Source organism: Vibrio sp. Vb0667 (assembly GCF_033391095.1).
This window is the reverse complement of record NZ_JAWPOL010000014.1, coordinates 51,575-78,000: the sequence shown is the minus strand read 5'-3', so window position 1 is coordinate 78,000 and position 26,426 is coordinate 51,575. Positions and strand designations below refer to the sequence as shown.

Genomic DNA, 26,426 nt, shown 5'->3' with positions numbered 1-26,426 from the left:
CAACTAATGTTAAGAAAAGCACCTCAATGAGGTGCTTTTTTGTATTCTTGGGGAGTGGATGGTGGGATAGTGCTCCAACCACTTGCCTTTTAAGAGCATTTTTACAGAAATTAGATGCGAAATCCCAACGAAACTTTTATCCTAACAAGGTTTTTTAAAGGAAGTTGAATATGATCATCAAACCTAGAATTCGTGGATTTATCTGTACTACAACGCACCCTGTTGGTTGTGAAGCTAACGTAAAAGAACAAATTGCGTACACCAAAGCGCAAGGTCCAATCAAAAACGCACCTAAGCGTGTTCTTGTTGTTGGTGCATCAAGTGGCTACGGTCTATCTTCTCGTATCGCTGCGGCATTTGGTGGCGGTGCATCAACTATCGGTGTTTTCTTCGAAAAAGAAGGTACTGAGAAGAAGCCAGGTACAGCAGGTTTTTACAATGCCGCTGCTTTTGAAAAGCTAGCGCGTGAAGAAGGTCTGTACGCAAAAAGCTTAAACGGCGACGCTTTCTCAAATGAAGCGAAACAGAAAACTATCGAGCTGATCAAAGAAGACTTAGGTCAAATCGATATGGTGGTTTACTCACTGGCATCTCCAGTACGTAAAATGCCAGAAACTGGTGAATTAGTTCGTTCATCTCTTAAACCTATCGGTGAAACTTACACATCAACGGCTGTTGATACCAACAAAGATGTGATCATCGAAGCTAGCGTTGAGCCTGCAACAGAAGAAGAAATCAAAGACACTGTCACTGTAATGGGCGGTGAAGATTGGGAACTTTGGATCAATGCGTTGTCTGATGCTGGTGTTGTTGCTGAAGGTTGTAAGACCGTCGCGTACAGCTACATTGGTACTGAGCTAACTTGGCCAATTTATTGGGATGGTGCACTAGGTAAAGCAAAAATGGACCTAGACCGTGCAGCGAAAGCGCTAAACGACAAGTTAGCAGCAACAGGTGGTAGTGCCAATGTTGCGGTACTTAAATCTGTTGTAACTCAGGCGAGTTCTGCAATTCCTGTTATGCCACTGTACATCGCAATGGTATTCAAGAAAATGCGCGAAGAAGGTGTACACGAAGGCTGTATGGAACAAATCTACCGTATGTTCAGCCAACGTCTATACAAAGAAGACGGTAGCGCGGCAGAAGTTGATGAGATGAACCGCCTACGTCTGGATGACTGGGAACTTCGTGACGACATTCAGCAGCACTGTCGTGAGCTATGGCCTCAAATTACGACTGAGAACCTAAAAGAGCTGACTGACTACGTTGAGTACAAAGAAGAGTTCTTGAAACTATTTGGTTTCGGCGTTGAAGGCGTAGATTACGAAGCGGATGTGAATCCAGCAGTTGAAGCAGACTTCATTCAAATCTAATCGAATCACAGACTAGATAACCAATAAACAAAAGGCGCTCATTGAGCGCCTTTTTGTATTTCATAGTCAAAGTGAGTATTAACTTAGTATTATCAGAATCGTACCAGCTAGCGTCATTAAAATATTCGCAATCGCATAGGTACCCGCATAACCAAGGGCAGGGATGGTGGACTTAGCGTAGTCGTTAACGACATCCATAGCTGGAGCGCAAGTACGGGCGCCAATAATGGCACCGAAGAGCAGAGCACGGTTCATCTTGAGTACGTGTGCGCCAACTAAGTAAGCCAGAACTACAGGCACAACACTGACAATAAATGCCAAACCAATGACTTTTGGTCCTACTTGCGTTAGGTGCTCGAACATCTTTCCACCTGCACTTAGACCAATTCCCACCATAAAGAACATTAACCCTAGATCTTTGACCATATTCAGCGCCCCTTGTGGGACATAACCGAAAGTAGGGTGATTTGCTCGTAAGAAACCAAGCGTAATACCGGACAACAGAAGACCCACCGCATTACCCAAACTGAAAGACACCTGACCGAACGTCATTGTGATGAGGCCAAACAGAATACCCAAAATAAAGAAGCTACAAAAAGCGAGCAAATCGGCCATTTGACTGTGGATCGAGATGAAACCGATTTTTTCCGCCAGTCCATGTACTCGGCTTTTCTCGCCGCTCACTTGAAGGACGTCCCCTTTAGCGAGCACAATGTCTAAGTCCATAGGCATTTCAATCTGAGCGCGAACTACGCGGTTTAAGAAACAGCCAAACTCAGACAAATTCAAATCCGATAAACGCTTACCAGCGATAGCGTCACTTTTTACGACGATTTCTTCTTCAACGATGCGCAAATCAAGCAAGTTACGGTCGAATACTTCTTTACCATTACGGAAGCTAGGGTCTAAGCGAGCATGGCTGTCAGGGAAGCCAACCAGTGCAATTTCATCTCCCTCTTGCAAGATAGCATCACCATCTGGGTGGGCGAGAATACCATTGCGACGGATTCGTTCAATGTAACAGCCAGTTTGACGATAAATACCCAGTTCTCGCAAGTTTTTACCATCAGTCCAGTCAATTAGCTCTGGGCCCACTCGGTAAGCTCGAATAATGGGTAAATACACTTTTCTCTGGCTTGAATTTCCAAGGCCACGCTCTTGTGCGATTTGCTGCGCGGAATCAGAAAGGTTTTGTTTTTGCAGTTTTGGCAACAATTTAGCAAACATGATCATGCTAATTAAGCCGACCAGATAAGCCATCGCGTAGCCTACGGATAGATTTTCTAATACCAGAGAAAATTCCATATTCCGCGGTATAGTCGCAAGGCCAGAGTTAAGAGCATCTTGTGCACCAACCAGTACTGGCGTTGCGGTCAATGCGCCTGCCATCATACCGGCGGATAAGCCAAAATCGAGGCCGAAATAGTGACTCAAACCATACGTTAAGCTGACCGCAGACACGAGAACAGTCATGCTTAAAATAAAATAATGCTTACCATCTCTGAAGAATATACCAAAAAAGTTTGGTCCAGCTTCAATGCCAACGCAGTAGATAAACAGCATAAAGCCAATGGTTAAAGCTTCTGCATTAAATGAGAAACCAAGGTGGCCCATTACCAAAGAGGTAATAAGAACGCCAATAGAGTTGCCTAATTGTAATTTGCCAAATCGAATTTTTCCGATGGCAAGGCCAATGGCTAATACGACGAAGATTAGAAGGATAGGGTTTTGCTCAAGAAGGTATACGACGTCTATGTTCACTGTGTGGCTCGGTAGAGTGTGTGCCAAAAAAGATTAAGAACTGTGAATTGTAACTAAATATAGCAAAAAGATAAGTGAATTTTTTTAGGTTTTACCATTAGTTGACTTAACGTAATAACCAGCTGAAAAATAATAAAAAAGCCGCATGAAGCGGCTTTTTTGAAAACAGTCTTTATTATTCGTCAAATAGACCTAGGTGCTCTTTCGCGTATGCTTCGAATTCGTCGCAGCCACCGATGTGCTCTTGGTCGATAAAGATCTGGGGAACGGTTTCAACTGGTTTACCAACTGTTTTCTCAAGATCTGCTTTAGAAATACCCTCAGCGTGAATATCAACGTAACGGTAGTTGAAGTCATCACGTTTTGCTTTTAGCGTTTCTGCGTGCTCTTTTGCACGAACACAGAAAGGACATGCAGGGCGACCAAAGATAACAACGAACATAATCTTATTTCTCCTAAATCTATTCTTTTTTGAAAGCGTACAAAACATAGCGGCTGAGTGCGCTTTCTTTTGTTGGAGTAACTATGCCCGATCCAGATACGGAAATAAAGCGGCAATTACCTCTTGGTTCTATAGGTGAAATCTATCGAATAAAAACTAAACGCGCGTGCTTATTTTACGGCTCTGAAGTATGTGAAGTGACGCATAAAAAACATACATTCTAAAGGGTTAATGATGGCAAGGTGGAATTGGTCAATTTTTTTTGTTTAAAAAAATAGCAATCTATTTTGGCTATACGCAAATAACTTCAACTCTTACATAAGTGTTAAATCAGAGGGCGAGAGGTTATTTGGGTATATTCTTTTGGGAGGGTGTGTATGTTTCAGTTTATGACTGCAACAAGGATTATATTTGGTGAAGGTGCACTTCAATCTTCATTGTCCGTTATTAACCAATTTGGCTACAGTGTTTTGCTGGTTACTGGGCAGGATACCCAACGAGCCGCCCCCATTATCCAATATCTTAAAGCTCAAAATATGCGTTACCAGCACGTAGCTATCGTTGGTGAACCATACATCACGATGGTAGAAGAGACCGCAGTGCTCGGTAGAAAATTCCAACCTGATATGGTGGTTGCGATAGGTGGTGGCAGCGTCATCGATATGGGCAAAGCCTTAGCTGCCATTATTCCCAATCAAGGCAATGTTTACGATTACGTAGAAGTGGTAGGAAGAAGCGTCCCTTTAAAAGCAAAGCCTCTTCATTTTATTGCAATTCCTACGACAGCAAGCACCGGTTCAGAAGTGACCAGAAATGCTGTGCTGAAATCTGGACAAGATAAAGTGAAAGTGAGTCTTCGAAGCCCTGATATGCTCGCAGACGTTGCCATTGTAGACCCGACACTTACTTACGGGACCGACCAATACACATCTGGACGTGGCGCAATGGATGCGTTCACTCATTTAATGGAAGCGTATGTGTGTGGTGAGCCAAACCCTCTTACTGATATGGTCTGCGAAGAGGGGCTACGCCGTTTAAGCCGTTCAGTGATTGCCGCTTGTAAGCAAGATAATCATAAGGCGCGCTCTGATTTATCGTTCGCTGCATTGCTTGGTGGTATGGCGATTACTAATGCCAAATTAGGTGCTGCTCATGGGTTAGCATCGGCGTTAGGAGGCAAGTTAGACGCCCCCCATAGCGTTATTACGGCTCGCCTAGCTCCGCACGTGATGCAGGAGAACATTAACGCTGCTAAACTCGCGGGTAGGAATGATGTGATAAGTCGTTATCGTAAGCTGGCCCAATTAGTCACTGAGCGAGTAAATGCTAACGAACACGATGGAATTCTTTGGGTAAATATGGTGCTAGATAAGTTAGCGTTACCGCTACTGGCTCAATTTGGAGTATGCCAAACCTCTTTTGAGCAAGTGGCGAATGATGCGCTTAAATCAATGGCAATCAAAGGGAATCCTTTACCTCTTAATCAGGAACGTTTGATACACATATTGCAGCAAGTCTGTGATTGTAGTGGAGAGTGTGTAGCAGAGAGTGCACAACATGTCAGTTCTGTTGAAGTACTGGAATCAAGAACGGACTTATCGAGTGTCAACGACTTAGGGTGATTGCTCCCTTAGCAGCATTAAAACAAAAGGGGAGCCTTGAGCTCCCCTAGATAAAGTATTGACTAAGCTTTAGTGCTTAGTACTGGCTTAGTTTGTCATAGCGACTGTCTTTCAACGCATCTTTTACGCGTTTTAGGTTCTCACGGAAACCTGTACCACGGCGAAGAGTGAAGCCAGTTGCTAGCACATCAATCACTGTCATTTGTACAACCCGGCTTGCCATTGGCATGTAAACGTCGGTATCTTCTGGAATATCGAGCGTGATGGCCAGCGAGCTTGCCTTTTCTAGAGGAGAATCCTTCGCTGTAATCGCAATAACCGTTGCGCCATTTTCACGAGCAAGGTTCGCTATTTCTACCTGACTCTTTGTTCGACCGGTATGAGAAATAAGAACCACAACATCATTATCACTGCAGTTGATACAACTCATGCGCTGCATAACAATATCTTCAAAACAAGTAATTGGAATATTAAAGCGAATAAACTTGTTTTGTGCGTCTCGGGCAACAGAAGATGATGCACCAAGGCCAAAGAATGAAATGCGCTTCGCTTGCGTTAGCAAATCGACCGCACGGTTCACTTGCATTGGATCTAGGCTATTTTTCGCGACATCTAAACAGGCCATCGTCGATTCGAAAATCTTATGGGTGTACGCGTCTGGGCCATCGTCTTCTTCCACATTACGGTTAACGTAAGGGGTGCCGTTTGCTAGGCTCTGTGCCAAGTGAAGCTTAAAATCTGGAAAGCCCTTGGTGTCCAGACGACGACAGAAGCGGTTTACAGTGGGCTCACTAACGTCAGCCATTTTAGCCAGCGTTGCAATGCTTGAATGAATTGCAGTTTGTGGAGACGCCATAATTACTTCCGCAACTTTGCGCTCTGACTTACTGAAATTCTCCAGGTTTTTTTGAATTTTTTCTAATGTATTCATAGTGTTCACGAGGGTATAGAGAACAACTCGCTGGCTCTGCTAACGAAAGGAAACACGAAGATTCCGGAGTAGAGTGGGGCGTTAACGAAAACAACCAGCGCCATAGAATCAGTATAAACCTGATCTTCAATCAGTCTAAACCAATAACGGGTACTATTTAGTGAGAATTTGACAGGCCTCAAACAAAATGTTGTAAAAACTACAGAATTGGATGTGTAAACGAAGTTTTGTTGCGCTAGTCGCACGATAATGATGTTTGAGTTACATCAAAACGAAAAAAAATTTCAAATTGATGTAACTTGATCTGGCCGTTAAGACGATTGAATATCAACAACCAGCTGCTGAATTCTTTTCATCAAATTTGGTGCTTGCTTGGCGATTTCGCGTTGTTCATCAAGCACTGAGCTCAAAATTTCTTTTGTGGTCAGTGGATTTGCCAAAACCACTCTAAACACTATCGTATTCATCCGTTGCCATTGGTCTGGGTTCAGTCTTGTACGTGAAACGAACGATTTGCCCGTTTCGCGCTGACGCTTTTGAATAAACTGTGTTAACTCATTGATCAGCTCATTCAGTTGTTCTTTTTGTGAGCCTTCTGCTTGTGCTAATGCTTCACGGATGAATGGCGGCAAATAACGGTATGTGAGCAGACAAAGCTCTGGTTCAGAAACTAATTCGAAATCATCTTGCTGTTTGATTAAATCCGCAAAGTAGCGAGCTTTTTCAATGCTTTGGTCAATAAGAAGCTCATAACCTGGGCGACTTATGATGTGCATTGCGGCGTAGACCAACATCGCCATACCCGAACGTGAACCTTCTAATGTATGGCTGCCTAGGTCTTTTGAACCTTTGCGCAATATATATTGAGCGTGATGTTCTATGGATTTCATTGCGTCAGGGTCTTTGAACAGAACCATACCAGCGCCCATCGGGATGTAGAGCTGCTTGTGCGCATCAATAGTTACTGAGTCTGCCATTTCCACACCTTTAAGAAGGTGACGGTGATGGTTAGACATAAGTGTTGCGCCACCCCATGCGGCATCTACATGGAAGTGACAGCCATGAGCTTGGCAGACTTCAGCGATTTCAGGCAATGGATCAACATTACCTGTCTCTGTTGTGCCTGCCACACCAATAACAGCAATAGGCTTGATATTTTGTTTTTCGAGCTCAACAATTTTCGCTTTCAGGTCGTTGACAATAATACGGTTGTTGGCATCGGTTTTAACCGTAACCAAGCCCTCTTGGCCTAGCCCTAATACATCGGCTGCTTTCTTAAGGGAGTAGTGACCACGCTCAGACACTAGCACCGCTAAGCCATCATAGCCATAGTGCTTCATGGCTTTAAAAAGGCCTTCCTTCTCAACGCCTTTAAATGAGCCATTGGCTCTTAACGCTTTGTTACGTGCTACCCAAAGCGCAGTGATATTGGCAATGGTGCCGCCGGAACAAAATGCGCCTAATGAGTGGTTTGCACTGTGCATCCACTGATTGTAAAAAGTATCATTCTGACCATATATCAAGCGATGCAGCATACCCAAAACTTGACGCTCAAGTGGCGTAAAGGCTTTGGAAGTCTCTATTTTTACCAGGTTTTGGTTTAAGGCGATCATGATCTTTGACAGTGGCATCAAGAAATAAGGCAGTGCCGATGTCATATGACCAATGAAGCTTGGTGAAGATGTGTGAACTGAGTGCGACACCAAAGTGTCGAGTAAGTGCTCTGTATGATCTGACACGAACTCTGGCTGCTCAGGAATCTGAGCAGAAGAAAAGTCTTTTTCGATTTCGCGTAAAGGCTTTTCTTCTGCCACGATGTGTTCACGAAGAAATTGATTTAGATTTCGCGAGAGGCTCTCGTCAATTTTAGTTAACGTTGAGTCCGGACCTTCTGGGACAGTGAAGATCTTTAGCAAGCTCTCAAAGCTAACATCAGCGGTTTTTTGTTCCTTAACCATAGCAAAGAATCTTTGTAGTTATTTTGGTAATGCGAGCGGCACAATCTAAACTAAAACGGGCGCAAAGTCCCGTTTTAATTGTTGAAACCCAAGTTGTAGAAATGAAAATTTTAGGTGAAGGTTACGATATTCACATTAAAAAATTCTAGATTGAGTACGTTAAAACATTCTAGTGTTTTCGAATGCTAATCAACGACTAATGCGAGCAATCTTAGTCACATTTCTGCTTTTCAATCTTTTCTATTGACTGATTGTACTTATTAAGTGCGGTATCAATTTGTTGGGGATGACTAAGCAGATCAGCGAATGCTGAACGAAGCTCGTAGTTTTTTGGGTGGTTAGTTGATTGACGGTCGCTAAATGTCTGTTTTGCAACTTCACCTAACTTATCGCTTCGGGTCGCTAACTGCTTAACGTCATGTTGCTCTAGTTTTAACCATGCTTCGATTGGCTGTTCCGTCGCAACGCGGCTAGGGTCGTTCTCTAGAAAGTAGTGAACCGCTTCGCGGTTTAATTCAAAGTGATGTTTACGTCCATCCAAGAACCATTGACTAACTTCTTTCAGATCTGGATATTGGGTAACCGTCAAATCAACAAGATCTTGATACCACTGTAGTGAGGCATCGACGTAGCCATCGTATTTGCTAGCAAGACATTGTTGATCTGCGGCAAGCGTAAAAGTTGAGCTTGTAGCGAGGAGCGCTGCAACGACAAAGCGTTTCATTCTTCTTCCTTCTGGTTGTTATCCCTTTATTAACGCAATGCACATCAGTTGATGTTTCTCCCTTCTTTCTATTTGGTCGTGACAAATCGTTGGGCTGAATGACGAAAAGAAAGAGGGGTCTTGCCAAAAAATATTGACCACTTTGACGTTAACTGGGTATTTAAATTTTTGCCGTATTGTAATGGATGTTAAAGCGAAAACCTGAGATCTAGCTAGCAAGTGATACAAAGAAAAGCATCATAACTGGTACCAATAAACTCAAAATAAAGCCGCTAACGATAGCAACAGGAACACAACGCACACCACCGGTAGTTTGAATAACGGGTAGGGTGAAGTCCATTGCTGTTGCACCGGCATAACCAATTGCGGTGCACGGATAGCTACGAATAAAGAGAGGAATGGCAACCAGTGCGACTAACTCTCTCATCAATTCAATCAAGAACGACGCGCCACCAAATACCGGACCAAAAGCGTCACCCATTAAAATACCTGCGAGTGAATACCAGCCAAAACCTGAAGCCATTGCGAGTGCTTGATAAAGAGGAAGATCCAAAAACACCGCTGCAAGAACGCCACCAAGCATACACGTTGCGATGACCACGGCTGCAATGGCCATTCCTTGTTTATTTAATAGGATTTGACGCAGAGTAAGCCCACTATTGCGCAGCTGAATACCAATAAAAAATAGAAGTAGAAAGAGTATCCATTCGCTTGCTGTATCTACCCAACTCAAATCAATGGGTAACAGCAGGCCAACCACTAACCCTCCGCCAACGACCACGATAAGCTTAACAGACTCTAAAGCCATCGAAGATAACGGTAGCTTCTTTTGATTCTGATTGGTCTGGAGTGGAATAATTTTATCAATAATAGGCAGAGCCAACAGGTTGCAGGCACTTAGACACAAAAAAAACGTACTCGCATAGAGGAGAATACTTTGTAAGTTGCTGCTTAAATTATCGAGCGCCGCCAAACTAAGACCCATCAACGACAAAATGACGTAAATAAGGTAGGACGTTGACTGATTGATCTTCTCCAATAACGAAGATCGAGATATAGGAATTAGATACCCCACCACAAGCGGAGCGAAAATAAATAGCATCCCTGAAAACATAAAGCTCAATGATTCCTTTTTGAGATAACATCAACACGCATAAATCAAATTATCTATCGGTTGAAATTAAAGACATTTCACCACACACAGCTCAGCCTTGAGCGAATCGTTTTATCACGGATAAGGTATTATCAGAAAGCGATAAATTACAAACCGCTAGCATTGAGTACAGCACGGATTTGATCATTGAAGTCAGTATCACTCATGTTACTAAGTTCATACAAGACTTCTGCACCAGTTAAGTTGAATTCAACTTCGTGTTCGTCAATGCGTTCATCGTGATTGCGGAACATCAATAAATGATGCGCAATTCTAGCGATGTCGAGATAACTCACTTCTGGTCGCGTTAATTCGTATTTTTCGTTTGAGGATACTTCTCTGAAGTCGTTGTCAAACCCCCAACGCTCAAGCACCAGTTTACTTGTGGCAGAACAACGTGTTTGGAAGATCTGCAATGCAATATCTGGGTCTAAGTAATTGCCCCTATCTAAGTACAAGTGGTACTCATTAATTAGACAAAATAATCCTATATCGGCTAATAGACCGACCAATAACGCCTTTTCTTGCTCTAGATGACCATAAGTGCCTGGCTCGTGGCTACGAAACGATTGAACCAACATCACCATGACGGCACCGAGCTCACGAGATATCGCCGCACTCTTCACCAAGATGGCATTGCATTCTTTAGTGAGATTAACTGAGTGTTTAAGTTGCTCGATCGCTTGTGCGGTAACAATATCACGTACACGAAGTATTCCGAGACGAGATACCGCTGTAGTTAAGTCGTTGCAGGTGATATTTCTGCGATTGAAAATCACAGAGTTAGCGACTCGTAAAACGACCGCTGCTAATCCGGGATCTTCCAATAAACAGTTAGCAACATCGGCAATCGTGGTGTGTTCTTCGACACATAACTGCTGAATTTTAAGCACGACATCAGGAATAGGAGGTAACGAAATCTTACCCGTGGAGATGGACTGTTCTACCAGCTGAGCAAACTCGGATTCCAGTGCGTTTATAAGCTTATCTTTATTATTTGGCAGCCAAAAAAATGATAAATGTTCCATTGTGACGCTGTACTTGAGATCTTTCGTACAGTGTACCCTTACAGCGTATTCTTTATCAATTAAATGCGTATTATGTGCCCGTAATTGCCAGCGAGATCATAATGATGGCGCGTTTTAGGCATGCTATGCGTCAAAAAAATATCACCACACGAACAATAAGTGTGAAACTAATCACGTATGCAGAATTTATACTTTTTTATATGTGACCTATGTCCTAACTTATTTTTCAACGTTAAGTATGATTAAGCAAGTTGGTGAGCACAACTCACAAAAATATCGCCAACAAATCGACATTTATAATTCGCTATAAGCTGCTGTTTATCTGGTGACATCGCTAATCGGGGTAATTTATTCAGATTAAAGAGGTCAATGGACATGACAGACCAAGCTTTTTTTAAATATGTACGCACCTTCAGTGAGTACCAAAAACGTTCTATGTTCGGTGGTATTGGTTTATTCACCGATGATGCTATGTTTGCGCTTGTCAGCAATGATTGCTGCTACTTACGTGGTGGTAATGGGCTAGATGAAGTGTTTACTCAACTGAGCTGTGAGAAGTATAAGCACGTCAAAAAACAGACGACGGCAACCGTAAATTATTATGATGTAACCGATTTATTCGAATCCGGATATGTAGGGCTTGATGAACTGGTACAGAAATCAATTGAATACTCAATTAAGGAACGGAAATATCAAAAGTCCTCTGCCAGTAGACGCTTAAGAGACTTACCCAACATGCAACTAACCCTTGAACGTATGGTCAAGAAAGCCGGTGTTGATGACGTAGAAACCTTTTTAGAACTTGGACCTGTAAAAGTCTTCAACAAAGTTAAAACGGCTTACGGTAATGATGTTGATGTAAAGCTACTGTGGAAATTTGCTGGTGCAACTGATGGCGTACATTGGAAACTGATCCAAGAGCCGCGTAAAAAACAGTTATTGGCACTGTGTGACTAAGCGAAGCTGATCGCACAATGATTGACTCGTTTCGATGGAGTTAGCGGGTCGTAAAGGCAAGTGTGAAAAGCGGAAAAAGGACGTTGAAGTTTTTACCACTTCATTGAGTTAGTCATTAAATTAGACAAAAAAACCGAGGCAGAGACCTCGGTTTTTGTTTTTTTAATTTGCTCTTTTCTTACAGCACAAATCTTAAAACTTAAAACGCGTAGTGAACATTACCTGATCACCGTAAAAATCGTTGATACGTGCTTCAGCACCCAAAGAGAAAAGCTCTGTTGAGTGGAATCGAGCGTAGGCAGAGCCAGTCCAATCGTCATCGTTATCGATAGAAACGTAGCCGACTTTGCCGCCTACTTCTAATTGAGGGCCCAACCATTGACGAACACCTAAGTTAAGCTCCATACCAACATCTGTGCTGCTCTCATTCGAAGGTTGCACAACGCGCATTAGCATTTCACCAGTAAGATCTGCCCAGTTGTTTAGCGGAGAATGGAAGCCAAAGCCTGCAGCTGAGTCAAAATCACTTTCAAACTCAGAGTCAATACGAGCAATAACATGCGCGTTCGGGTGAATTGATTTGCTGAATCCAGCACCAAATGTCACAGGACTTGCGCCAATACGTGCTTCGAAATAGTCGTAGCTAAAGTTGCTCATAGTTGCTGGCGCATTGCGATCGTTTGCAGCTAGGGCATGGCTTGATGCCACTAGTAAGGCAGCGGCTAATAGTGTTTTACGCATAACTAACGATAAACCTTGTTCATTATTTCCATGGATTCAAGCAACCACTTGAACCGTAATCTGATTTGTCCGACATCATAATAAAAAGGAAGGTCCACGACCAACAAAAATGTGTCGATGTTTTGTCAATTAACTTAATAGTTCCTTGGTTTAAGCAAAAACTACGCCATATACGTAGTGTCCGAGAATTTCACTCGGACAAGTAACGATGTTTTTCTAACCTCATTCGACTATGCGAGGTTAGGTGGTGCAATGAGCATCGTTGAGTTCAAGTTAGAACCAAACACTTTATTACTCGCCAAAGCTTGCTCTTCTTTCTGCCATGGCGTTGAGGATTGCCTCAGAATCAAGGATTTGAGTCCAGGATAGCAGGTTATCATCATTCTCAATCACAAACGCGGTAAGCTGAGACACGATTGCTTTTCTCAATGCTTCACCTTTCCAAGGTTTGGCAATGTAATAATCGAGACTCGCGTTATTTACGGCTTCTACGGTGTCTTCCAAACCAGCTTGTCCTGTGAGTAAAACTTTGCGCGCTGCTTTTGTGTCACCATTTTGACTGAGTTCGATTAAGAAGCTGATCCCAGTTTGTTCCGGCATAATGTGGTCACATAAAATGAGCGCAAGCTGAACTTCTTCTTCCGCCATCTCCTCAATCACTTGCCGAGCTTCAGTCACCGATTCCGCTCCTTCGACGACAAAGTTCTCCTCGAAGGGAGCAAGATCTTGGAGCACGCTATCCAAGACTTCTCGTTCGTCATCGACACATAAAATTAGATACTTGGTCATGTTTCATCTCCTTCTTCGATGACTGGTAACCAGACGGTCATTCGTGTGAACTGGCCGATCTCTGATTCGACGTCAATCCACCCTCTGTGTGCTGTTACGATTTGCTGGCAGATGGACAGCCCGATGCCTAAGCCAAAATTACCTTCTTTTTTTGTGGTGAAGTTCAGCTCGAAAATGGCGTCTCTTTGCGATTCAGGAATGCCACATCCATTATCTTCAAATGAGATAACGGCATAATGTGTGTGCTCTTTTTCTACAAGGCGTGTTTGTATGTTTAACACACCTTTCTCTGGAAATGCGTCAATGGCGTTAGAGACCAAGTTCGTCCACACCTGTTGGAGTGCGATCGGTTGACAAAGGATGGAAGGCAAGTTTGCATAGTCGGTTGAAACTTGGTGCATTTTTAATTTGTTCTCGAAAATCACCAAGGTGTCTTCAATGCCCTCATGAATATCGGCATAGTGCAGGGTCTCATCATCTGACCGAGCATATCCTTTCAGGCTTTTTACCATATCAGCAATTCGTGCTGCACAGACATTAATTGAGCGAAGTGTAGAACCTGCTTTGTGGTATTGCTCTAGTGTATTGAGAGCATGATAAGACGCTTGCTGCTTTCTCGTTAGTTGGGTAAGTAGCTCGTGATCGGATTCTAAACCAAGGCTCACCACTTTCTTTGCCAACGCTCGGTCTGGAAGAGTATGGCTAAGCGCTTTTACGCGTGATCTGAGCTCGGCGGTTGAAGCGGGTTTTGAGGTTTGCGCTTTGTTCAGTAATTCAATGCCTTTGGTTTGTATATCGGAACTGGGCGCATCGTTAAGTAATCGTTCTAGTGTATGCGTTAAATTCTCTACGCCTCTTAATATCGCGGCTACTGGATTGTTTAGTTCGTGGGCCACTCCCGCAACCAATTGACCAAGCATCGCCATTTTTTCTCTTTCAATGAGCTGCTGGTGGGCTGATTCTAAAGATTCGAGCGTTTTTTGAAGTTGCAGTTTGGTGTTGATGCTTCTTTGCAATCGGCGGTTGAAGTGGCGTAAGAGCAAGTTTGTAAAAAGAGGCAGTAAGTTTGAGTCGCTTTGCATCACTTTATTGAATACGTTGCGATCGAGTTTGATAACTTCTGTTTTGGTTAGTGTTAGAGCTGTCGAGAAAGAACATTCCCCAGTAACAAACGACATGCCTCCGACAATATTCCCTTTGTTATGGCGTACAACCTCTCGCTGCATGCCTTGCTCATCGCGCTTGTACAGAGCCACTTCACCTTCGGTGATAAACCACAAAAAGCAATTTGGCTCGCCTTCCACGGTTAATAAGTGTTCAGGTGAGTATGTACGGCAAGCTCTTGTTTCGTCATTATCTTTGAAAAATTGCTGGAGAGCGGAGACCACTTGCTCGGCTAACTCGGCATCAGACATCGAGTGGTAGTCGTGTAAGAATCCGGCTTGATAATGGCTCATCTGGTTATTGATGTGCGCTCGCAACAAGCTGTGATGATCCAATATCTGACTGTAACTTAGCAGGTCTTCTTTGCCATTTCGCAAGATAAATTGGGTCAGCTCTTTTTGCACTGTGTTAAATAAGACGTGATCTGGCAAAGGTTTAGTGAGGCAGTGGTCGAGCCTGCCCTCATTAACGGCAGTGAGAATTGCCTCTATATCAGACGAGCAGCTAATAAGAATTTTTCTTGCTTGCTCGGTATGTGGCATCCGGTCTAAACCAATAAGAAAATCCACGCCGTTAAAATGAGCGTGATGGCTCGCTATAACTAAAGCAACAGTCTGTTCTCTTTCTTCTAGATACTCTAAAGCGCTTTGAGCCTCTTCTATCGATTCGACAGAAAAAATATCAAACTTACTTGAGAAGGCAGACAGCTCCAATCGAAACTGTTCAGCACTGATTGGGTTGTTGTCGAGACACAACACAGCATAACGATTCACAGATGTTTTAGCTCCGGTTAAAACTTCGCCACGCAAACTTTAACAATAAAAGGACATGATGAGTGGGAGCCAAGTATGATTCCTGATTAATGGACTAGAATAAGCATCAATAGTCTGATTTGTCTCAATGTTTTCTCCGCAGATGGTTTGGGGTAGACTGACCGAAAATATCTAATAAGTGACGTTATGCAAAATCTTAAAAAAATCGGCGCCATTGGTGGTGCTATCTCATTAGCACTGTGTTGGCCATTGGCTGTCGGACAAATTGGTCAGTCCATCATTGAAGATGGTATTACCAATATGAATGATGAAATGATTAAAGGCGAAGTGGTCGAGTATCAGCGTGGCTATTTGTCTTCAGTCGTGCTGACTCGTTATTCAGTTGTTGATCCTGAGCTTAAAACGCAGTTAGAGCGTGATGGTATGCCAACGACGTTTGACGTAACCAGTGATGTTAGCCACGGTCTAACAAGCCTAACAGCTGATTCAAAATTGGTGGACAATGACTTTTTGCCTCTCACGATGCATAGCCAGACTCAACTAAATGGCAATACAGCATTTATCCTCGACCTAGACAGTTGGCATTATCGTAACGAAGCGCAAGGTGTTTCTGTTTCTACAAGCCCTGCAAAAGTAACAGGTGATGTGACGGTATTGGGTGATCTCAATTACCAAGTTTCCGTTCCTTCTGTTCAAGTGGATTTTGAAAACGGTGAAGAGCTTCATCTGAATGCATTGACAGGGCAAGGTAAAGGAAAGCAAGCAAAAGGCTACTGGTTAGGCGAGCAATCTTTCTCTCTAGAGAAGCTGGATGTGGTTGATGCGAACTTGACGCCTGTCTTTTTGATTGAAAATGCGAGCTACCGTGGTAACACTACGATGAGTGAGTCTGGTGATAAGCTGAACAGTCAATTAAACCTAGATGCTAAGAAACTACGTTTAACTGATGGGACGGATGTCGATAACTTTAAGTTGGATTTCTCAATTGCAGATGTGGATAGCCAGTCTTTTGATCAAATTATGTCTATCTATCAAGGCTCTCCTATGCTAGATGAGCAGGAAATTGCGAATTTATTGCCACATGTCGATACGCTGTTTAGCAAAGGTTTTGATTTATCCGTGAACGAGCTTTCACTCGCGTTCGGTGACGGCAAGTTCCACAACGAGTGGCAACTATCCATCCCTGAAGGTACTGAGCATATTACTCAAGATCCAATGAAGTTGGTGACGGCCACTACTGGTGAACTTAGCACTTACTTCTCTGATGAATTAGTAACGCATTACCCATTTATTCAAGAAGGGATTGATGAGCTCCTTATTATGGAGTTGATCGAAAAAGTAGAGGGCGGTTATCAATTAAAAGCAGAAATTGGTGAAGGCAAATTGAAGTTCGAAAATGGGCATGAGTTCCCATTGGTGGCTCTACTTATGCCTGCTTTGATGCAACAACAGTAATTCGTGTTGTTGCGAATTTGTTCCAATTCAACGCTTAGTCTTTAAAAAGAGGTCGTAAGACCTCTTTTCTTGTTTTTATCACTGCGAAAACGTGATATTAATTTCGTAATATTTACATAGCAGGAGCAATGAGCATCATGGAACAAAATACGGACAACGTATTTAACTTCAGTGCAGGGCCAGCAGGTCTGCCTAAAGCAGTTATGCAGCAAGCACAACAGGAACTAATCGATTGGCAAGGTCTTGGCACTTCGGTCATGGAAATCAGTCACCGAAGCAAAGAGTTCATCAAAGTTGCAGAAGAAGCCGAGCAGGATTTACGTGACCTTCTGAATATTCCGGACAACTATAAAGTGCTGTTCTGCCAAGGTGGTGCTCGTGCTCAGTTTGCTGCTGTTCCTCTAAACTTACTTGGTGATGCCGATACGGCAACTTACATCAATGGTGGTTATTGGGCTGAAAGCGCGGTAGCTGAAGCGAAAAAATACTGCGAACCAGACGTGTTTGATGCAAAAACAGAAATCAACGGGAAAGTCGCGGTTCTACCTGTAAGTGAATGGAAAATTGCTCCAGAAGCGGCTTACGTTCACTTCTGTCCAAATGAGACCATTGATGGTATTGAGATTAACGATCTTCCTATCACCGACAAACCGATTGTTGCTGACATGTCTTCGACAATTCTTTCTCGTGAAATCGATGTGTCTAAATACGGTGTGATTTACGCGGGCGCTCAGAAAAATATTGGTCCTTCCGGCATTGCTATTGCTATCGTGCGCGATGATTTATTAGGTATGGCGAAGCAGGTTCTACCAAGTATCTTGGATTACACTGTTTTGGCAGAAAAAGAATCAATGTTCAACACGCCACCAACCTTTGCATGGTACCTGTCTGGTCTTGTTTTCAAATGGCTGAAGGCACAGGGCGGAGTAAAAGCGATTGAGCAAGTGAACCGCGCTAAAGCCGCGCTACTGTATGATTACATCGATCAGTCTGATTTCTACCGTAATGGCGTGCACTCAGCGAACCGTTCTTTGATGAACGTTCCATTTCAACTTGCTAAGCCTGAACTGGATGCAACCTTCCTTGAGTTAGCAGACTCTAAAGGGCTGAAAGCGCTAAAAGGTCACCGAGCAGTTGGTGGTATGCGAGCATCCATTTATAACGCAATGCCGCTTGAAGGCGTTCAAGCGTTAGTAGACTTCATGCAAGAGTTTGAGAAAAACTACGCGTAAGCTCAAACTGATAACTGATATTTGTTCTCCAAAGCGTCGCTATTGCGGCGCTTTTGTTTATCTCAACTCACATCATTCCAGGAAGGTAAAATGACCAAGGCAAATATTGAAGCGCTGACTAAGCAGTTCCCACTCTTGGCAGCACTTATTGATCTTGAAGAGGTTTGTTGGTTTAACCCCCATATCACTTCCTTGGAGGAAGGCTTACCTCATGTCGGGTTAGATGAAAAAGATATTCAAGCGGCGAGTGAACGGCTAGCACGATTTGCGCCTTATTTGATGAAAGCGTTTCCCGAAACGGAAACGTCGCGTGGCGTTATTGAGTCCGCAGTGGTGGATATTCCCAATATGAAAGTGCGTTTGGAGCAGCAATACGACACACCAATATTGGGCCATTTAATGCTCAAAAAAGACAGTCATTTGCCAATTTCTGGTTCGATCAAAGCGAGAGGTGGTATTTATGAAGTGCTCACTCATGCAGAAAAGTTGGCGTTTGAAGCCGGCTTGCTCTGTGAAAGCGATGATTACAGCAAATTGTTCAGCAATGAGTTTCGGCAGTTTTTTAAGCAGTACAGTATTGCAGTTGGCTCAACCGGCAATCTTGGTATGTCCATTGGTATCATGAGTGCGAAGCTGGGTTTTTCAGTTTCAGTCCACATGTCTGCGGATGCGCGGGAATGGAAGAAAAATAAGCTCCGGTCACATGGTGTTAATGTCGTAGAGCACCAAGAAGATTATGGTATTGCTGTCGAGCAAGGTCGTAAAGAGGCAGAAAAAGATCCCAACTGTTTCTTTATCGATGATGAAAACTCACGGACGCTGTTTCTAGGTTACTCTGTTGCGGGTGAGCGTCTTAAGCAGCAGTTTGATGACTTGGGAATCGTGGTTGATGAGCATCATCCATTGTTTGTTTATCTTCCTTGTGGTGTTGGCGGCGGGCCTGGTGGGGTGGCATTTGGCTTGAAGGTAGCGTTTGGCGAGCATGTCCATTGTATTTTCGCGGAGCCAACGCACTCCCCGTGCATGCTGTTGGGCGTACATACAGGCTTGCATGACGATATTTCGGTACAAGATTTGGGTATCGATAACATCACCGCCGCTGATGGCTTGGCAGTCGGGCGTGCCTCGGGATTTGTCGGAAGAGCGATGGAAAGGCTACTTGATGGTTTTTACACCATTGATGACGCTCGTATGTATCACCACTTGGGTGAGTTAAGTGAACTGGAAGGTATTAATCTAGAGCCTTCTGCATTAGCCGGTATGATTGGGGCAGTGCACGTCTCGAATAACCATGCTTATCAGTCTCAAATGAAATTTGACGAAGAAAAACTCAAAAACGCAACACATCTTGTTTGGGCAACTGGTGGGGGCATGGTTCCGAAAGATGAAATGGCGGCTTATCTCAAAAAATCTGGTCGGTAAATCAGCACTGTATACGTGCTTAATTAGGTAACTAATAATACAGGAATAACAAAAGGGCTCATCGTTTGATGAGCCCTTCTCGTCACTGAAAATCGAATTATAGAGATTGTAATAGCTGGTAGTAACGACCTTTTTGAGCGAGTAGCGTTGGATGGTCGCCTTGTTCGATGATCTCACCTTGTTCCATCAAACAGATGCTATCCATACTTTCTAACTCTATCAGTCGGTGTGTAATGAATACTACTGTCTTATTAGCAAAGTGTTCATTGAAAAGCGCCATCACTTTTTGTTCCGTACGCTTATCGAGGCCTTCAGTCGGCTCATCTAAGAGTAGGATTGGGGCATCACGTAGCAATGCTCGAGCAATACCGATTCGGCGTTTCTCACCACCAGATAACTGACGACCGCCGTCGCCTAACCAAGCGTCTAACCCCGGCTCTTCAAGAAGTCCGCCAAGCTCGACTTTTTGTAAAATAGTAGACAGTTGCTCATCACTTGCATCCGGAGCGGCCATGAGTAAGTTGTCACGTAGTGTCCCGTTTAGTACATCTACGCGTTGACTGACCACAGTCATTGCTGCTCGCAGGTCCGACTCGCTCCAATCTTGCAGTTTTGTACCACCGATTCGAACTTCACCTTGGTTAACATCCCAGTAGCGGCAAAGAAGCTGAATCAGTGTTGATTTACCTGAACCTGTTTGACCTACAATTGCAGTTTTAGTGCCCAACGGTAGTGAGAGTGACAAGTCTTTCAGCACCTTTTGCTGACCGTCAGGGTAAGTGAAATCAATGCTGTCGAATTCAATGTCTAACGTTGTGTCTTTATGTTTCGACTGCTCAGGGAAGACAACGTCAGGTTCAGCTAAAATTACTTCATTTAAACGACGAGCAGAAGTCAACGTTTGACCGAGATACTGGAATGCGCCCGCGATAGGCATCAGAATCTCAAAGCTCGCCATGGTTGCAAACGCAAACAGCGCAATCCAAGGATCAGGAGCACGACCACCTACGCCGTCTGCAGCAAACCAAAGCATCACAACCAGTGTAAGGCCGTTCACCAGCATAAGCAGGCCTGAAGCCATGCCCGTTAAATTCGCGTTCACAAATTGGTTAGACAGCAACTGCTTCTGCTTCTCTAGAATGAGATTACGATAACGTTCTTCTGCTCCAAAGATACTCAGTTCACTGTAGCCTTGAAGCCAGTCCAGTGTCGCCACTCGCAATTGCGCTTTATGATGAGTGAGATTCTCGCCATTACTTTTACCAAGTTTATAGAACAACACTGGCCATACAAACAACATGACGGTAAGAATCGAACCAAGCAGTAAGGCGAGATGCCAATCAAAGAACGCCAGGACAGCCGTTAAACTCAATATGCCAAAAATACCAATCACGACAGGGCTGATAAGTCGAAGGTAAACGTGATCCATCGCATCTACGTCCGCTACTAGGCGGTTGAGCAGATCGGCATCACGCATCGTAGAAACACGACCCGGAATCAGTGGTGCAAGTTTCTTAAAGAAGAAGATACGTAGATCGGTAAGCAGCTTGAACGTTGCATTGTGGCTAACGACACGTTCTCCCCATCGACCTGCGGTTCGAGCCATTGCAGCGCCGCGTACCCCGGCACCTGGTAACATGTAGTTGAAGGTCTCACGAGCAACCGTCAAGCCTGCCACCGCTGCGGCTGAAATAAACCAACCTGATAGCGTTAATAAGCCAATAGACGCCGCTAAGGTCAGAAATGCCAGTAGCATACCTAGCGAAAGACCAAACCAGTGTTTCTTATAGAGTTTTAGATAAGGGAGTAAATCACGCATCTAAGTTCCCCTTGTCTGTTTCACGTTGTGCGAGGTTCGCTTCCAACATGTCTTTAAATAAGCCATCTTCTGTCGACAGTGTGGCGTAATCACCACGTTGAACAATCTGGCCGTCCTGCATAACAAGAATTTGCGATACGTTTTGTAAAGGCGCAAGTTGGTGAGTAATCATCAAATTCGTTGTGGCATGCGCATACTTGTTAATGCCTTCCATCACGAGTTTTTCACTGCGAGCATCTAAGCTTGCGGTTGGTTCATCTAATAACCAAAAACGACCATTTTGTAGCATGGCGCGAGCCAGTGCTAAACGCTGCGCTTGGCCGACAGATAAACCACCAGAACGATCAGATATCGGATAATCCAACCCATGCATTTCAACAAATTCAGCAGCGTGAGAGTCATTCAACACAGAATGTACGTCTGCATCCTGAATATTGTGCTTACCTAGTGTGATGTTATCTCGAATGCTACCGTGTAATAGCATCGGGTTTTGACCAATCCAGCTTACTGCCTCTCGCCATGTGGCTAGATCCAGTTGCGACAATTCACAACCATTAATCTTCAAGCTACCTTGATAAGGCATGAAACCGAGGATGGTGTTTACCAAGCTTGTTTTACCTGCGCCACTTGGTCCAACTAAAGCCGTACTTTTGTTGGCTTCAAGAGAGAAGGATAGGGGACCTGCGAGCTGCTTACCTTCCGGACTAAAAATGGTTAACTGGTTCGCTTCAATATGGATAGGGCTGTTTTTATCTAACGCTTGGGTACCATCTTTGATTTGATCGACTTCCAAATCCAGAAACTCGACAATGCTTTCTGCTGCGCCAACCGCTTGCTGTTTCGCATGATAGAACGTGCCCAAATCACGTAATGGCTGATAAAACTCTGGCGCAAGAATCAGAATGAACAAACCAGCAAAGAGCGTAACACCTGCGCCGTAGTAGCCGAAATCGAGCTCCCCGATATAACTAAAGCCAAAGTAGACAGCGGTAATTGCGATAGAAATAGAAGTGAAAAACTCTAACACCGCAGAAGACAGAAACGCGATTTTCAGAACGTCCATGGTACGAGTACGAAAGACTTCCGAAGCACCCTTAAGAGTTTCAGTTTCAGATTTTGTTCTATCGAATAAGCGAATAGTCGTCATTGCTTGCAAGCGGTCATAAAAGTGACCCGACAAACGCTGCATTGCTTTAAAGTTTTTACGGTTTGCTTCTGCGGCTTTCATCCCAACCAGTGCCATGAAAATAGGCACTAGTGGTGCAGTGACCAGGAAGATCAAGCCTGCTGCCCAGTTTACTGGGAATACGACAACCAAAATGATGAAAGGCACTAGTACCGATAATGACATTTGAGGCAAGTAGCGTGAGAAGAAATCTTGCATATCTTCTACCTGCTCTAAGATGAGCGTTGCCCAACTGCCAGCAGGTTTGCTTTTGATGTAAGCTGGCCCAAGTTTATGAACTTTATCTAAAATGAGTTGGCGAATATAAACTCGAATTTGCTCCCCGCAACGGTAACCGGCAAGCTCTCGACCCCAGGTACAAGCAGCTCGACCGATAACCGTGCCACCGAGCCCAACAAAATGCCAAATGAGGTCGGCTTTGTCGACTTGGTCAATAATTAACTGGTGCAGAATGGAGGCGAGCAGGGCTGCTTGAGCCAATAAAAACACGCTTGAAAGTACGCCTAGGCCTATCGCAATCATAAGCCAGCGCTTGGCTAACTTACTTTGTTGCTTCAGCCACTTATTCAAGCTGCTTTGCTTTTTCTTATCCATCGTGAAGGCTTAATGATAATTGTTTTAATGAGGCGGTAGTATACAAAAGAAAACCCAGCGGGAATACCGCTGGGCTTTAAGGATATGACACAAATGTGAAAAGTTATTTGTCACCAAGTGAGTCTAAGAAACGTTCAGCATCTAATGCAGCCATACAACCTGTACCTGCAGAGGTGATCGCTTGACGGTAGTTGTGGTCCATTACGTCGCCAGCTGCAAATACACCTTCGATACTAGTTTGTGTTGCGTTGCCTTCAAGACCTGATTGAACGATGATGTAGCCATCTTTCATGTCTACTTGGCCTTCAAAGATTTGTGTGTTTGGCTGGTGACCAATTGCGATGAATGCACCCATTACATCGATATCTTCTGTCGCACCGCTGTTCACGTCTTTAATGCGGACGCCCGTTACGCCCATATCGTCACCCAGTACTTCATCGAGAGTGCGATCGGTATGAAGAACGATATTACCGCTTTCAACTTTATCCATCAGACGTTTCACAAGGATCTTCTCTGCGCGGAATGAATCGCGGCGGTGGATCAGGTGAACTTCTGACGCAATGTTAGATAGGTATAGCGCTTCTTCAACAGCCGTGTTACCACCGCCCACAACTGCAACTTTCTGATTACGGTAGAAGAAACCGTCACAGGTTGCACAAGCAGAAACGCCGCGACCTTTAAATGCTTCTTCAGACTCAAGGCCAAGGTATTTTGCTGATGCGCCGGTAGATATGATTAAGGCATCACAAGTGTACTCACCTGAGTCGCCTTTTAAACGAAATGGGCGTTGTGATAGCTCTACGTCATTGATGTGATCAAATACGATTTCAGTTTCGAAACGCTCGGCGTGTTCTTTCATGCGATCCATCAATGCTGGACCTGTCAGTCCCTCAGCATCGCCTGGCCAGTTTTCAACTTCAGTTGTGGTGGTTAGCTGACCACCTTGTTGCATTCCCGTCACAAGCACAGGGTTTAAGTTTGCACGCGCTGCGTAGACGGCAGCTGTGTATCCTGCAGGACCAGAACCAAGAATTAATAATTTACAGTGTTTTACGTCGCTCATTATGGCTCCAAAAAGGGCGTAACATTTCCCTCGATTGTATGGAAATTCTTAGTGCTTTAAAAGCATAAACAACGATTGTGATCGAATAATTGGTTATAGATTAGAACCCACTAAATATTGATAGAGAACGTTGACTTCTAGCATAAAATTCTATTCGTAGTAGAGAAGTCTAGTTTCAAATATTGTCAAAGCGTAAAACTGAAACATGGCTCTATTTTTTTGGCTTCATTTGGTTTGATGTGTTGTTTTTGTTGTTTTGTTGAAGCTATCAACGTTAAAAGCTGGTAATTGCAGAATATTTGCGTAACCTAGCGTGTAAATTAAATGTTAATTAATGTGCCTCATTAAAGGAGCAAATGATGTTACATTCACGTGAGAATACTCTACATTTAACACAGCTCAGCATGGCAGCAATTGAGCAGCTTTCCCCATCGTTTGAAGAACTGCCTCGTACCGAACATGCAGATGGTCAGTATCGACTACGACGTTATTCTGTGGTTGGTTTTGATAACGGCAAAGTCATCGACTTAAATAAAAATAGCTTTGTTCAATCCTCTGATATCAACCGATTTCAAGGTGATGTAGTAAGACAATTCGAGCCAATTGAGAAGGATATTCTTACCAGCGATGGCTTTCGAGAAATGTGTGAATTGTTTGTCAATGCGAATCATCTGCCAAACGGTCAAGAAATAGAAATTCACCAAATCCGTATCAGGGCACTGGAAGAAGAAACCCAAGTAGCACCTGAAGGTGTGCACCAAGACGGTTTTGATCACATTGCAATGGTTGGTGTGGGACGCCATAACATCATCGGTGGCGACATCATGCTGTACAGCAGCCATAACCAAGCCCCATTTTTCCGTAAAGTGCTAGAAACCGGAGAGGTCGCAATCTTGGCTGATAGCAAGCTGTGGCATAACGCGTGCCCAATCCGCTCTGTTATTGATGACGAAGCGGGCCATATGGATGTATTTGTACTCACGGCTACGGATAAGCGTAATGAACTTCAATCTTAATCAGATCAGAGAGCAATTTCCGGCGTTGGCTCAATACCACAACGACAAGCCCGTGACGTTTTTTGATGGTCCAGGCGGCTCACAAGTGCCTCAATCAGTACTAGACAGCATGGTAGGGTATTTAGGTCGTTTCAACGCTAACTTAGGCGGGCATTATTTTTCTAGCCAAGTGACTGTTGACGTAATGCAAAATGCGCGTGAGTCGGCTCAGGCTCTACTTAATGCCCCTTCATCTGGCAATATTGTCTTCGGTGCCAATATGACCTCACTAACCTTTCAGCTTAGTCGCGCGATTAGTCGAGATTGGCAAGCAGGAGATGAGATCATTGTTTCCGCTTTGGATCACTATTCAAATGTATCCAGCTGGCAGCAAGCGGCAGAAGATAAAGGCGTTACGGTTCATCAAGTTCGTATCAACGAAGAAGATTGTACGCTGGATATGGAGCATTTAAGCCGCCTTCTTTCTGATAAAACGCGCCTTGTCGCTGTGACTTATGCATCGAACACGACGGGTTCTATTGTGGATGTACAGCAAGTAGTCAGCATGGCGCACAATGTTGGGGCACAAGTTTATGTGGATGCCGTCCATTATGCGCCTCATCATTTGGTTGATGTTCAAGCGTTAGGTTGTGACTTTTTAGCTTGCTCAGCTTACAAGTTTTTCGGACCGCACGTTGGTATTGCTTACATAGCCGATCAGTGGCTCCACAGTATTCGCCCTTACAAAGTCGAGCCTGCCACTAATATAGGCCCTGGTCGATTTGAAACAGGAACGCAAAGTTTTGAAGGTCTTGCTGGTGTCGTTTCTGCGGTTGAGTATCTGGCTCAATTTGGTGAAGTCGGTTTACCTCTTCGCCAACGGTTGGAGCAAAGCTACCAACTGTATGAACAACATGAGCAGCGCTTGAGTGAGCGTTTCTTACAGCGTTTGAATGCATTAGATGGTGTCAATCTATTCGGTATCGCAAAGGAAGATAGCCAACTCCGCACGCCAACTTTTGCGCTAACGTTTGACCGATATTCTCCAGAGTTCATCGCGAAAACACTGGGTGAACATAACATTTGTGTATGGAATGGTCACTTTTATGCGTTGGGCTTAGTTCGTCAACTTGGTTTAGAAGAATCGGGTGGTGTAGTGCGAATTGGTTGTATGCATTACAATACAATAGAAGAAGTCGATATGTTATTCGATGTGCTAGAAAGCATCCTTGACGCATAACTAA

The 26,426-nt window shown here is 43.9% G+C and carries 21 protein-coding genes; 8 read left to right on the top strand and 13 right to left on the bottom strand.

What is annotated here, in order from left to right:
- The first annotated feature begins 170 nt into the window (after positions 1 to 170).
- Entirely contained in the window at positions 171 to 1,373 is a 1,203-nt protein-coding gene (gene fabV / locus R8269_RS14350; protein ID WP_258476559.1) for an enoyl-ACP reductase FabV, read from the top strand.
- A gap of 78 nt (positions 1,374 to 1,451) precedes the next feature.
- On the opposite strand, the gene R8269_RS14345 is transcribed toward fabV, so the two are convergent.
- Both R8269_RS14345 and R8269_RS14340 read right to left on the bottom strand, forming a co-directional pair.
- Positions 1,452 to 3,134, bottom strand: coding sequence for an aspartate:alanine antiporter (locus R8269_RS14345; protein ID WP_005378028.1), 1,683 nt, complete (start codon positions 3,132 to 3,134; stop codon positions 1,452 to 1,454).
- A 175-nt stretch (positions 3,135 to 3,309) separates the two neighbouring features.
- Positions 3,310 to 3,576: a GrxA family glutaredoxin gene (locus tag R8269_RS14340; RefSeq protein WP_005378026.1), complete on the bottom strand. Its 267-nt coding sequence runs from the start codon at positions 3,574 to 3,576 to the stop codon at positions 3,310 to 3,312.
- 377 nt (positions 3,577 to 3,953) lie between these two features.
- Here R8269_RS14340 and R8269_RS14335 point away from each other — a divergent pair, with 377 nt between their 5' ends.
- The gene (locus tag R8269_RS14335) at positions 3,954 to 5,198 is read left to right on the top strand and encodes an iron-containing alcohol dehydrogenase (protein WP_054576427.1); all 1,245 of its coding nucleotides are present in this window, start codon (positions 3,954 to 3,956) and stop codon (positions 5,196 to 5,198) included.
- 76 nt (positions 5,199 to 5,274) lie between these two features.
- Here R8269_RS14335 and R8269_RS14330 read toward each other — a convergent pair whose 3' ends face one another.
- From R8269_RS14330 to R8269_RS14310, 5 genes are all read right to left on the bottom strand, one after another.
- Positions 5,275 to 6,129, bottom strand: coding sequence for a MurR/RpiR family transcriptional regulator (locus R8269_RS14330; RefSeq protein ID WP_005378021.1), 855 nt, complete (start codon positions 6,127 to 6,129; stop codon positions 5,275 to 5,277).
- Between the two features lie 311 nt (positions 6,130 to 6,440).
- Entirely contained in the window at positions 6,441 to 8,087 is a 1,647-nt protein-coding gene (panP, locus tag R8269_RS14325) for a pyridoxal-dependent aspartate 1-decarboxylase PanP (protein ID WP_318222571.1), read from the bottom strand.
- A 211-nt stretch (positions 8,088 to 8,298) separates the two neighbouring features.
- Positions 8,299 to 8,811, bottom strand: a complete 513-nt coding sequence (locus R8269_RS14320) for a hypothetical protein (protein WP_017634875.1) — start codon at positions 8,809 to 8,811, stop codon at positions 8,299 to 8,301.
- Between the two features lie 208 nt (positions 8,812 to 9,019).
- Positions 9,020 to 9,925 carry a lysine exporter LysO family protein gene (locus tag R8269_RS14315; protein WP_025766847.1) on the bottom strand — a complete coding sequence of 302 codons (906 nt, stop codon included), beginning with the start codon at positions 9,923 to 9,925 and terminating at the stop codon, positions 9,020 to 9,022.
- Positions 9,926 to 10,071: 146 nt separating this feature from the next.
- Positions 10,072 to 10,992, bottom strand: a complete 921-nt coding sequence (locus R8269_RS14310) for an HDOD domain-containing protein (RefSeq protein ID WP_025766846.1) — start codon at positions 10,990 to 10,992, stop codon at positions 10,072 to 10,074.
- Positions 10,993 to 11,361: 369 nt separating this feature from the next.
- On the opposite strand from R8269_RS14310, the gene R8269_RS14305 reads away from it, so the two are divergent.
- Positions 11,362 to 11,949, top strand: a complete 588-nt coding sequence (locus tag R8269_RS14305; protein WP_005378007.1) for a TfoX/Sxy family DNA transformation protein — start codon at positions 11,362 to 11,364, stop codon at positions 11,947 to 11,949.
- 192 nt (positions 11,950 to 12,141) lie between these two features.
- Here R8269_RS14305 and R8269_RS14300 read toward each other — a convergent pair whose 3' ends face one another.
- From R8269_RS14300 to R8269_RS14290, 3 genes are all read right to left on the bottom strand, one after another.
- A complete protein-coding gene (locus R8269_RS14300) occupies positions 12,142 to 12,690 on the bottom strand; it encodes a hypothetical protein (protein ID WP_005378006.1) in 549 nt (182 codons plus the stop codon).
- 291 nt (positions 12,691 to 12,981) lie between these two features.
- Positions 12,982 to 13,479 (bottom strand): response regulator, encoded by a 498-nt coding sequence (locus R8269_RS14295; protein WP_005378005.1) that lies wholly within the window; start codon positions 13,477 to 13,479, stop codon positions 12,982 to 12,984.
- Complete coding sequence (locus R8269_RS14290; protein WP_258482051.1) at positions 13,476 to 15,416, bottom strand: ATP-binding protein; 1,941 nt, start codon at positions 15,414 to 15,416, stop codon at positions 13,476 to 13,478. The genes R8269_RS14295 and R8269_RS14290 overlap by 4 nt, the downstream gene beginning before the upstream one ends.
- Before the next feature lie 186 nt (positions 15,417 to 15,602).
- Between R8269_RS14290 and R8269_RS14285 the strand changes: the two genes are divergently transcribed.
- From R8269_RS14285 to R8269_RS14275, 3 genes are all read left to right on the top strand, one after another.
- Positions 15,603 to 16,871, top strand: a complete 1,269-nt coding sequence (locus R8269_RS14285) for a DUF945 family protein (RefSeq protein ID WP_064368075.1) — start codon at positions 15,603 to 15,605, stop codon at positions 16,869 to 16,871.
- Positions 16,872 to 17,008: 137 nt separating this feature from the next.
- Positions 17,009 to 18,103, top strand: coding sequence for a 3-phosphoserine/phosphohydroxythreonine transaminase (gene serC / locus R8269_RS14280; RefSeq protein WP_064368076.1), 1,095 nt, complete (start codon positions 17,009 to 17,011; stop codon positions 18,101 to 18,103).
- 90 nt (positions 18,104 to 18,193) lie between these two features.
- Complete coding sequence (locus R8269_RS14275) at positions 18,194 to 19,525, top strand: D-serine ammonia-lyase (protein ID WP_064368077.1); 1,332 nt, start codon at positions 18,194 to 18,196, stop codon at positions 19,523 to 19,525.
- A 97-nt stretch (positions 19,526 to 19,622) separates the two neighbouring features.
- On the opposite strand, the gene cydC is transcribed toward R8269_RS14275, so the two are convergent.
- The 3 genes from cydC to trxB form a co-directional block, all read right to left on the bottom strand.
- On the bottom strand, positions 19,623 to 21,344 hold the full coding sequence (gene cydC / locus R8269_RS14270) for a heme ABC transporter ATP-binding protein/permease CydC (protein WP_318222570.1): 1,722 nt from the start codon (positions 21,342 to 21,344) through the stop codon (positions 19,623 to 19,625).
- Positions 21,337 to 23,124, bottom strand: coding sequence for a heme ABC transporter permease/ATP-binding protein CydD (cydD, locus tag R8269_RS14265; protein WP_064353826.1), 1,788 nt, complete (start codon positions 23,122 to 23,124; stop codon positions 21,337 to 21,339). The genes cydC and cydD overlap by 8 nt, the downstream gene beginning before the upstream one ends.
- 103 nt (positions 23,125 to 23,227) lie before the next feature.
- Positions 23,228 to 24,187 (bottom strand): thioredoxin-disulfide reductase, encoded by a 960-nt coding sequence (gene trxB / locus R8269_RS14260; RefSeq protein ID WP_258476557.1) that lies wholly within the window; start codon positions 24,185 to 24,187, stop codon positions 23,228 to 23,230.
- Positions 24,188 to 24,546: 359 nt separating this feature from the next.
- Between trxB and R8269_RS14255 the strand changes: the two genes are divergently transcribed.
- Positions 24,547 to 25,203, top strand: a complete 657-nt coding sequence (locus tag R8269_RS14255; protein WP_005377989.1) for a 2OG-Fe dioxygenase family protein — start codon at positions 24,547 to 24,549, stop codon at positions 25,201 to 25,203.
- On the top strand, positions 25,187 to 26,422 hold the full coding sequence (locus R8269_RS14250; RefSeq protein WP_085569570.1) for a cysteine desulfurase-like protein: 1,236 nt from the start codon (positions 25,187 to 25,189) through the stop codon (positions 26,420 to 26,422). Before R8269_RS14255 ends, R8269_RS14250 begins: the two co-directional genes overlap by 17 nt.
- The last annotated feature ends 4 nt before the right edge of the window (positions 26,423 to 26,426 follow it).

Coding starts and splice junctions, on each gene's coding strand:
- R8269_RS14310 (WP_025766846.1), bottom strand. CDS start 10,992: ATGGAACATTTATCATTTTTTTGGCTGCCAAATAATAAAGATAAGCTT.
- R8269_RS14340 (WP_005378026.1), bottom strand. CDS start 3,576: ATGTTCGTTGTTATCTTTGGTCGCCCTGCATGTCCTTTCTGTGTTCGT.
- trxB (WP_258476557.1), bottom strand. CDS start 24,187: ATGAGCGACGTAAAACACTGTAAATTATTAATTCTTGGTTCTGGTCCT.
- R8269_RS14305 (WP_005378007.1), top strand. CDS start 11,362: ATGGACATGACAGACCAAGCTTTTTTTAAATATGTACGCACCTTCAGT.
- R8269_RS14330 (WP_005378021.1), bottom strand. CDS start 6,129: ATGAATACATTAGAAAAAATTCAAAAAAACCTGGAGAATTTCAGTAAG.
- R8269_RS14295 (WP_005378005.1), bottom strand. CDS start 13,479: ATGACCAAGTATCTAATTTTATGTGTCGATGACGAACGAGAAGTCTTG.
- R8269_RS14250 (WP_085569570.1), top strand. CDS start 25,187: ATGAACTTCAATCTTAATCAGATCAGAGAGCAATTTCCGGCGTTGGCT.
- cydD (WP_064353826.1), bottom strand. CDS start 23,124: ATGGATAAGAAAAAGCAAAGCAGCTTGAATAAGTGGCTGAAGCAACAA.
- R8269_RS14255 (WP_005377989.1), top strand. CDS start 24,547: ATGTTACATTCACGTGAGAATACTCTACATTTAACACAGCTCAGCATG.
- fabV (WP_258476559.1), top strand. CDS start 171: ATGATCATCAAACCTAGAATTCGTGGATTTATCTGTACTACAACGCAC.
- R8269_RS14335 (WP_054576427.1), top strand. CDS start 3,954: ATGTTTCAGTTTATGACTGCAACAAGGATTATATTTGGTGAAGGTGCA.
- R8269_RS14315 (WP_025766847.1), bottom strand. CDS start 9,925: ATGTTTTCAGGGATGCTATTTATTTTCGCTCCGCTTGTGGTGGGGTAT.
- cydC (WP_318222570.1), bottom strand. CDS start 21,344: ATGCGTGATTTACTCCCTTATCTAAAACTCTATAAGAAACACTGGTTT.
- R8269_RS14285 (WP_064368075.1), top strand. CDS start 15,603: ATGCAAAATCTTAAAAAAATCGGCGCCATTGGTGGTGCTATCTCATTA.
- R8269_RS14300 (WP_005378006.1), bottom strand. CDS start 12,690: ATGCGTAAAACACTATTAGCCGCTGCCTTACTAGTGGCATCAAGCCAT.
- panP (WP_318222571.1), bottom strand. CDS start 8,087: ATGGTTAAGGAACAAAAAACCGCTGATGTTAGCTTTGAGAGCTTGCTA.
- R8269_RS14320 (WP_017634875.1), bottom strand. CDS start 8,811: ATGAAACGCTTTGTCGTTGCAGCGCTCCTCGCTACAAGCTCAACTTTT.
- serC (WP_064368076.1), top strand. CDS start 17,009: ATGGAACAAAATACGGACAACGTATTTAACTTCAGTGCAGGGCCAGCA.
- R8269_RS14275 (WP_064368077.1), top strand. CDS start 18,194: ATGACCAAGGCAAATATTGAAGCGCTGACTAAGCAGTTCCCACTCTTG.